This is a genomic window from Bacillus sp. JJ1566 (assembly GCF_036962685.1).
Lineage (GTDB): Bacteria > Bacillota > Bacilli > Bacillales > Bacillaceae_L > Ferdinandcohnia.
Genome location: NZ_JBALOP010000053.1, coordinates 1 through 9678, shown reverse-complemented (window position 1 = coordinate 9678; position 9678 = coordinate 1). Strand labels below are relative to the sequence as shown.

8 protein-coding genes and 1 pseudogene are annotated in these 9678 nt (G+C 30.0%); all 9 read right to left on the bottom strand.

What is annotated here, in order from left to right; genetic code table 11:
- Positions 1-256 precede the first annotated feature (256 nt).
- Complete coding sequence (gene lhgO, locus V7112_RS19140) at positions 257-1483, bottom strand: L-2-hydroxyglutarate oxidase (protein ID WP_335422836.1); 1227 nt, start codon at positions 1481-1483, stop codon at positions 257-259.
- Positions 1470-2054, bottom strand: a complete 585-nt coding sequence (rfbC, locus tag V7112_RS19135; RefSeq protein WP_335422834.1) for a dTDP-4-dehydrorhamnose 3,5-epimerase — start codon at positions 2052-2054, stop codon at positions 1470-1472. Before rfbC ends, lhgO begins: the two co-directional genes overlap by 14 nt.
- A gap of 31 nt (positions 2055-2085) precedes the next feature.
- Positions 2086-2985 carry a glucose-1-phosphate thymidylyltransferase RfbA gene (gene rfbA, locus V7112_RS19130; RefSeq protein WP_335422831.1) on the bottom strand — a complete coding sequence of 300 codons (900 nt, stop codon included), beginning with the start codon at positions 2983-2985 and terminating at the stop codon, positions 2086-2088.
- 62 nt (positions 2986-3047) lie between these two features.
- A complete protein-coding gene (locus V7112_RS19125) occupies positions 3048-4049 on the bottom strand; it encodes a glycosyltransferase family 2 protein (protein ID WP_335422828.1) in 1002 nt (333 codons plus the stop codon).
- A 44-nt stretch (positions 4050-4093) separates the two neighbouring features.
- Positions 4094-5269 carry an acyltransferase family protein gene (locus V7112_RS19120; protein ID WP_335422825.1) on the bottom strand — a complete coding sequence of 392 codons (1176 nt, stop codon included), beginning with the start codon at positions 5267-5269 and terminating at the stop codon, positions 4094-4096.
- A 112-nt stretch (positions 5270-5381) separates the two neighbouring features.
- Complete coding sequence (locus V7112_RS19115; RefSeq protein WP_335422823.1) at positions 5382-6557, bottom strand: polysaccharide deacetylase family protein; 1176 nt, start codon at positions 6555-6557, stop codon at positions 5382-5384.
- Between the two features lie 309 nt (positions 6558-6866).
- Positions 6867-7865, bottom strand: a complete 999-nt coding sequence (locus tag V7112_RS19110) for a glycosyltransferase family 2 protein (RefSeq protein ID WP_335422821.1) — start codon at positions 7863-7865, stop codon at positions 6867-6869.
- Between the two features lie 334 nt (positions 7866-8199).
- Positions 8200-9339 (bottom strand): polysaccharide deacetylase family protein, encoded by a 1140-nt coding sequence (locus V7112_RS19105; protein WP_335422818.1) that lies wholly within the window; start codon positions 9337-9339, stop codon positions 8200-8202.
- A gap of 102 nt (positions 9340-9441) precedes the next feature.
- Positions 9442-9678: pseudogene (locus V7112_RS19100) on the bottom strand (lipopolysaccharide biosynthesis protein); the annotation flags it as partial.

Sequence of the window (9678 nt, the reverse complement as noted above, 5' to 3'; positions counted from 1 at the left end):
AAAAATTTTCTTAAGTTAAAATTAATTTTGTAAATAATATTAGGGAAAAAAATATTTTGTGTAATATACTGCAAATCTCTTATTTTAGTAATTATAAAATAAGTATGTTTGTTTCTTTTTAAAATCTCTTTTAAAGTCATACCTTGTGCCCCACTTTATTAATGGATTCTTCACAGTTAATCCCAATAATTTGTAATAGTTCAGATTATCTACAAAGTGTACTCTTCTTCCATACACCTCTTAAATTTATATATCACTATGAAATATTTTCCTTATCTAATCTGTTGGCTTGTTTTTTGACAATTTCATCTACAACAAATCTAGAAAATGGGAATGCACATGTGAAACCTGGAGAAACAGCATTTAAGATATGAAAGGACCGATCGTCACCTTCAACAACAAAATCCTGCACAAGCTCTAATGTTTTCTTATCTAATAATTGAGCACGTATCCCTGGTCTCACGAATTGACCAAATCCATTTTTATCTACATGCTTAACCATTTTTAAGGATAAATTAATAAAATATGATTTTATATACTTCTTCATTTCTTCTTTAGCTAATGAGCGAAAGTTAAAAGAATTTTTCACAAATAACTTTGTTTCATAAAACAAAATCGTAAAAAACTCATTTATTTTAAAATTTCTCAACCCACTATAGTTTTCTCTCCAAAAAGCAGGAATAGCAGTTGGTCCAATTTTTATAGACTCATCCACGGTTTTCGTAAAATGTACACCTAAAAAAGGATTTGCAAGATTAGGAACTGGATATATATTTGTAATAACATCAGTTTTATTTTTCTCGTATTTCAAATAGATACCTTTAAAAGGGATAATTGTATAGCTTTCTCCAAAGTTAAAATCCTTTGCAATTTTATCAGCATATAGACCTGCTGCATTAATAAAATAATTAAATGTGAAATTCCCATTATTTGTGATAATATACTTGTCTGATACACTTTTGTACTTAGTATTACAGAAGATATCTACCCCTTTATTTATTACTTCTGCTTTAAGTGTTTGACATACCTCAATCGGATTAACAGATGATGTATTTGGAGAAAATAAAGCCTTTTTATATGTTCTAACATTAGCATCAATCAATGAAACTTCAGATTCATCAACCCATATTAACTCTACACCGTTATTTTCAGCTCTCTTTTTTAATTCATACAAGCCTCTTAATTCTAATTTATTCGTTGCGACTACAAGCTTTCCACATTTATTTATTTTCAATCCATTTTCTTCACAGAATTTAGTCATCTCTAGGTTACCATCTCTTGTAAACCTTGCCTTTAAGCTATTCGCAGTATAATAAAATCCAGCGTGTAATACTCCACTGTTTCTTCCACTAGAATGAAAGGCTACATCTGACTCCTTTTCTAATAAACATATAGAAGCATTGGGAAATCTCTTTTTCAATTCCCTTGCAATGGACATGCCAATAATTCCACCACCAACTATAAGGTAATCATAAGTCTTCATGTCCTACCTCCACTTTAGACAGTTGGTGGAAATTAATTTCTGCTTCTCGTAAAAACGGCTGATTCGAATCTTTTTCAGACAAAATTGGGTTCGCCGTAGGCCAATTAATGGAAAGTTGAGGATCATTCCAAAGAATTCCCCTGTCATTCTCGGCTGAATAGTACTCATCAACCTTGTATTGGACATGTGTGTTATCTGTTAAAGTACAAAATCCATGGGCAAAGCCCTTAGGGACTAGAAGCATACGATGGTTATCTTCACTTAATGTAACCCCTACCCACTGACCAAATGTCGGAGAATCTTTTCTAATATCGACTGCGACATCATAAATGGCTCCTGTAATAACTCTGACTAATTTAGTCTGTGCTTTTGGGTTGAGTTGATAATGAAGTCCACGGATTACATCTTTATTAACAGAAAGTGAATGATTGTCTTGGATAAAGTCAAATTCCAATCCATATCCTTTAAAGCTCTTAAAATTAAAGCTTTCCATAAAAAAACCACGATTATCTTCAAAGACTTTTGGTTCAATTATTTTCAGACCATCAAGCTTTGTATCAATAACTTTCATATAGAATCCCCCAAGATACTTGTCATTTAAATTAATTTACAAGTTCAGCCGTTTCATTATATTTATTCATTGCTATTAATCTTAGTAAATACTGACCATATTCACTTTTCTTCAAAGGCTCCGCTAATTTTAATAACTTTGACTCCGAAATATATCCTTTATTAAAAGAAATTTCCTCCAAACAAGCGATTTTCTGAAGTTGCCTTTTTTCGATGATCTCGATAAATTGTGATGCTTCCAATAAGGATTCATGTGTCCCTGTATCCAGCCAAGCAAAACCACGTCCCAGTAATTCAACATTTAATTGATCACTTTGTAAGTATTCTTTGAGAATATCTGTTATTTCTAGCTCCCCTCTTAGAGAAGGCTTAACCTTTTTTGCAATATCAACAACTTGATTGTCAAAGAAATATAGGCCCGTAATCGCATAATTTGATTTAGGAAAGCTCGGTTTTTCTTCTATGGACAATACCCTTCCATCCCGATTAAATTCCACAACTCCAAATCGTTCCGGATCCTTAACATGGTATCCAAATATCGTAGCGCCATTTAATTGAGAAGAGACTCTTTCTAAAGTAGAAATAAACTCATGTCCATAAAAGATATTGTCACCCAAAATTAATGCAACATCATGTTGATCAATAAATTCCTCTCCTATTATAAATGCTTCTGCCAACCCATTAGGATACTCCTGAATTTTATATGATAAATTGATACCTAATTCTGAACCATCTCCTAAAAGTTGCTCAAATCTTGGTAGATCTTCAGTTGTTGAGATAATCAAAATATCCCTTATACCGGCTAACATTAAAACGGACATTGGATAATAAATCATGGGTTTATCATAAATAGGTAATAATTGCTTGGATATCGACCTTGTCAATGGATACAACCTTGTTCCACTTCCACCTGCTAAAATGATTCCTTTCATAGTAGCCCACTCCTAAATATTAATTAAAATAAAAAGACATCACATAAATACTATGTAATGTCTTAAATCTCAACTTGGGTTTTTTTGTTTTTTTCCCCGATATCTTTAATAACTCGAAAAATATCTGGATTAACACTGAAAACTACACACATTAATTTTTGTTTCCAACTTATGTCTTTATGTGCCAATAAATATATTAAACTTTTATCAAAAGTACGCTTTAATGCTTTTAATTCTTTTTTGATACCCGTTAGAGTAGAGGTCGCCATAAAATAATACCAAAAAAACACCTGCATATAATGTTTAAGTGCTTTATCATGAAGTTCTCGTTCTTTATTTTTTCTAAAGAAAACTTCCCTTGCTTTAAGGGCATATACCCTCCCAAATTTTTTTATTGTAAAGGCCGTGTTTATTTGACTACCTTTTCTTTTCACATAGTAGTAAAGGCCATTTTGAATATATGTTACGCTATTACACTTATAAAGCAGTTCATGTGCTACAGATTCATCATCATAAATGTTTCCCAGTTCATATTTTATATTTGAAAATAAACTTCGTTTATACAATTTGTTCCATGGATAAATAAAAGTATCTTTTTCCATATCTTCGTATATAAAATGTAATGCACCTAGATTACTGAAGTGCTGGGTATTATAATTTTGTTCTAAGAGTTCTGTATCAACTTTCTGCCCTTCATCAATATTTATGTAATCACATACAACTATATCGGATGAATGTTCCATGGCATGTTTATAAAGTATTTCGTACATGAATTTATTAATATAGTCATCGTTATCCACAAAGCCTATATATTTACCGACAGCAACTTCTAACCCTGCGTTTCGCGAAGATGCTATTCCACCATTTTCTTTATGAATCACTTTTACACGATTATCCTTTTCTGCATACTCATCACATATCTTTCCACTTTGATCAGTTGAACCGTCATTAACCAGTATTAATTCGAAGTTCGTAAAACTTTGGGATAAGATGGAGCTAACACACTTATGAATATACTTTTCAAGATTATAAATAGGTACAATTATGCTTATCTCAATATTCACAATAAAACCCCTATTATCTTTATTTTATAAAATATTCCGGTTTATTAAGCTGACTTATTACGAATTCTTGTAATAATAATCAACTGTTTTTCTTTAATTTTATTAGCAACAGTTCGCCCCATTTTCATACTTGGTACCTCAATTAAACTCCATGCTACTGTTGAAATACCCAAACTAAAAAATACAGAAATTATACAGATCATCCATAATGATAGTTTGTCATGTAATAAATATATACTTAGTAATATAGCGGGTAAGTGGTAAAGATATAAACTAAAAGATATCTTTCCTAATAATTGAAATGGTTTAAACAAAAGGAATCTTCTAACTCTGACAGATCCTAGAGCACAGATTATTATTCCAAGAGACCCAACTGCAATCCCATACTCCATGATTATATTAAAATAAATTGATACAAATTCTAGTCTTGTAAGTTCATACAAATAATGCACAATAAATTCAGAAAAATTATAAAGAAAAAAAGCAAGAGTTAAAAATGATAATTTAAAGAAAAAGCTCTTTTTTTTATATGAATTTACTACACTAATATTATGTTTCGCAAGTAATGCCCCAAAAATAAAAAGGGCCGTATAGTGGATTGTGTGGAAATACGTTATGTCGTTTCCGTTAGAAACTTGAAAATCGAAAACATTATTTAACCCAGAAATCACTGACAAAATTAAACAAATAATGAGAGTAACTTTCCAGTTAATCTTTTTAATCAAAATTACAATGAATGGAAAAAACAAAGAGATTCTAAGTTCATGAATTAAGGACCAAATAACTCCATTGAATGTATTTGAATGAATATTACCTAAGAAGTAGAGATGTTCATAAATTAATTTTAAACTAATGGGTGTAGTCCATAACATGTGTTGCCAAGATCCAACCACTTCAACTTTGTTTTGAAAAAATATTTGCGAAAATACAATTGCAAACGAAATAGCTATAATGTACGGAACATATATTCTAAAATATCTTTTAATTACGTATGGAAAAAAATTAACTGTTTCATTTTTTAAAAAAGGGAGTGATAAAACAAAACCACTAAGCACAAAAAATAACATTACAGGACCGTGCCCATAATTTATTCCCAAATATCTAATTAGTTTATACACTACGTCGGGCATTGTAAGCGCTAATAGTGGCAGGTGATGTAAGACAACAGCAAAAGCTGCTAATCCGCGTAAGGAATCTAATTGTTCTATACGTTTACTCACAATCTAACTCTCCCTTTTTTCTAACTACTAATATTACAAATTTCATTAAAATTCTTCAATGATGGAATACCGTAGCCTAATCAATTTTGAATATTACTAGTACACAAGTGTTCTATATAATAACGGGCTCAATTAAATTGGAATTATTCAATTTTACTTCCTTTAAATTTGGAAGCTTGTTTAGTAATCGAAAATCATTTATTTTATTGTTACTTAGATCAACCTTTTCCAAACCCTGGAAATATTGGATTCCATCTAAGTTTGTAATGTTTAAATTACTTAGATTGAGCTCTTTAATTGAAATTAAATCTGATATATTAATCCATTGACTAGAGCCTTTTGAAATTTTTTGTCTAACATAATTTTCAAAATTCCTATCAATAAATGTTGCTACTCCACTTAGTTCTGCTGTTGTATAAAATTCCATATCAAGCTTATTGGCTTCCTTAATGATAAATTCAAGGATATTTGGGGAAACTTTCCATCTTTTTTCATGTTCACTCATCAACCATCCAAAATTATTCCAAGTAACATTTTCAGGTAATATTGAGTGGCATGTAAAAATTAAATTGCAAGTATTCTCCTTAGCAAATTTTAGTATTTTTATTATATTCTTCGGATTGTATAAGTAATGACTATCTATACAAAATGAAGGAGCAAACCCTGTATGATTGAAAGGGACTAGATTATCCCCACTTCTATGACCTCTTACAATCTTAAAATATTTAGGAATTAATTCGCTTATAGTTTGGTCGTTATAACTAAAACTTGGGAATGCAAAAGTAACAGGTTTTTTAAATTTTTCCCCCGTTTTGGAATGTGATTGATATTCTAACCATTCAAACATTCGTTCAATCTCATCTTTTAACCATGTTTCTACCCCTTTTTGTTCAGAATATTCCACCGCTTTTTCATGTTTAAAACCATGATGTGCAATTTCATGACCGTCTGACTGCAGCTCTATGAGCATATCTATCTCTTTTTGTGTAATTTCTCTTCTATTTTCATAATGATGAAAAGCATCAATATTAAATGTTACATTTACATCATAAAACCTAAACAAATCCTTACCATATTTATACCAATCATTTATCCGGAAGCTATCATCTATAGAAAAAGTGATACCAGGCTTATTAATATAACGAAGGGGTGAGCTATTTGTTTCTATTTCAGAATTTGAATTTTTTGTTTCATTATTTGAAGTATTTATACGCATATTTTTATAAAAATAATTCCATGTTCTCCAGTCAAAATAATTTCTCGTTAATCGATTTAATACTTTATTCACCTAATACAACCCTCCCGTAATTCTTATGGATTTATTTTATTCGTCAACTCTGAACTTACAAAATAAAATGTAATAAACTTTAGTTTTAAATGGCATATAACCCTACCTCTCATCATACTCCTGACAACAAATTTCTAAGGTCAATCAACCACAGCATGACCAGTGCCTACTTTGATAACAGCTAGGAGGCATCCATGAAAGTTATTTAATTCGTTTAGAAATTTAAATAATTATTATATTTGTATTTAATCATAATTCTTAATAAAGAACATTTCGATAGTACTTTGTACTTTAAAATGTGAATTTCCATTAAAGGTATTGTTTTTTAAATTTTTTAAATGAACCCAGAATCTTAATAAATTCAAAAATAAAAGGATTTATTATAAACAACGAGATTACCATTTTCTGTTTAGCGCTAATTAACGGGTTTTTCAAAATATTGATAAATTGTCTATTAAACTGCCCCTTATGTTCTTTTAATTCTTTATTTACATCTTGTAGTTCATCTTTCGCAACAAAATAATTCCATATAAAAAAGTCTATATAACTTTTCAAAGCTTTATTTTGAAGGTAAGTCTGGTTTATGTCATAAAAAAAGTCAACCCTTTCCTTTAAGGCAGAAACCTTATCAAACTTCTTCATTGAATATGGGGAATTTAATATACTGTTAGATCTCTGCAGATAATAATATAGTTCACATGGAATAAAAGTAACTCTTTTAGACAAATATAATATTTTATGCAAGATAAACTCATCCTCATAAATTTTGCCTTTATTAAACCTTAGCTCTTCGAACAAATATCTTTTATAAAGCTTATTCGTTGCAAAAGTGAAGAGACCAACCTTCCTTTCATATATCTGTTCTAAAGCTTCAATATTAGTAAAGTTTTCTACATTAAAAGTATCTTCAAAATAACTACTACCCAGCTCTTCCTCTTCATTTACCTCTTTAACGTCACAGATTACCACTTCAGAAGAATGTTCTATTGCATTGACATATAATAGCTCATACATTTTTTCATTTATATAATCGTCACTATCTACGAACCCTATATATTCTCCTATTGCTACTTCAATACCTGCATTTCTTGCATCAGATAACCCACCATTTACTTTATGAATAACTTTTATCCTACTATCTTTAGCAGAATATTCATCACAAATATAACCACAATTATCAGGAGACCCATCGTTTACAAGTATTAGTTCAAAGTCTGTGAAGGATTGCGATAAGATCGAATCGATACATTTTCTTAAATAAGCTTCAACTTTATATACAGGGACAATAATGCTTATTTTTGGATTCATAACATTACATCCTTTATCTAAGGTTTTTAATCTACTTTTTTGTTCAAACTTCTTTTTCTAATTTTAAGTCCTGAATAAAAAGGAAAAAACAAATAATACTAGTGATTTTCCTATCAATGCTTTTTATTAATAAGACAATGAACAAGGTTAAGCAAAGAAATGTATATGAATGAACAATATTGATATTGCTGCAAATCTTCGAATTGATTTAATTGTGATTACTCACCTTTCAACTTTCAATATGAATCATTTTATGAACCACTCATTCTTAATAACGAACAAATTATAGAAACGATTTGTTTTTGCGAATACTTCTTAAAAAAGGTTAAGTTTGTTAATTTTCATTGACATATCTTATAGTTAAATTCGGTAATTTTTCTAATAACCTACTATCAGTAATACAACTATTAGTAATATTAAGCTTTTCCAAGCTTGTAAAATATTGAATTCCATCTAGATTATTTATTTGTTGATTACTAAGATCTAATTCCTTAATTGAGGTCAAATCCGATAAAAGTATCCATTCATCGGGCTCCTTAGAAAGTAGATTTCTTACATACTTTTCAAAATTTCGATCTATAAACGTTGCTACACCACTTAACTCCGCAGTTGTATAAAATTCCAGGCCCAATTTTTTAGCTTCATTAATGATATATTGGATTACTCTCGGAGATGTTCTCCATTTTCGCTCATGTTCGGTCATTGGCCATCCGTATATTTCCCAATTAACTTCATCTGGTAAGATGGAATGGCAGGTTAAAATCAAATTGCATCCAGAAGTTTTCACTAATTTCAATATCTTACTTACGTTTTTTGGATTTATTAAAAATTCACTATCTATACAAATAGAAGGAACAAAACCACTATGTTTAAATGGAGTTAAATTATACCCCCTTTGAAAACCTCTTGCCAGCTTAAAATATTTTGGAACAATTTCCTTTAAAGTTTGTTCATTGGAAGCGAAGTATGGAAAAGCAAACGTAATAGGTTTCGTAAACTTTTCACCAGTTTTGGAGTGACTTTGTTTTTCCATCCATTCAAACATGGAAATAATTTCATCTTTTATCCATTTCTCTAAACCTACTTCATCAGTGTATCTAACAACATTTTTATGGCGAAATCCATGATGGGCAATCTCATGGCCGTTAGATTGGAGTTCAATCAACATGTCAATTTCATCTTGGGTATGTTTTCTTTCCCCCTCATAATGATGAAATGCGTTAATATTAAAAGTAACCTTAACATCATAAAACCCAAACATATCCTTCCCGTAAGTAACCCAATCTCTTACACGAAAACTGTCATCAAAAGAAAAAGCAATGCCAGGTTTATTAATGTATGGTATGGAAGAATTATAAGAATCGAAGGTGGACCTAATTTGATTTTTTGTATTCATTTTCATTTTTCTATACAAATAATCCCAACATCTCCAGTCATAATATTGTTTCTTCAATTGCTCTATTGCCAAAACCATATCAAAAAAACCTCTCCCATCAACATAAGTAATAGATAATTAACTTTTTTCTATATTAATTAAAGCCTTATGGTGTTTATAAATTCTATTCACTTGAACAAGTTAAACTTCCATAGGTTGCCGTTTCTCTTTAGACTTGAACACAACACGAATTAATATTTCTTTTAAGTATTGAAATTCTTCGTTTTTACTAAAAATTATAATATACATAATATTAGGTATAATTAAGCAAATAATCCCCCTTAACATCAAGGAAATTAGCCCTTCCCCCGTCACCATTACAACACATATTAATTTAGTTAAAAAGCAAGTAAAAACTGTTAATACTATATATAGAAC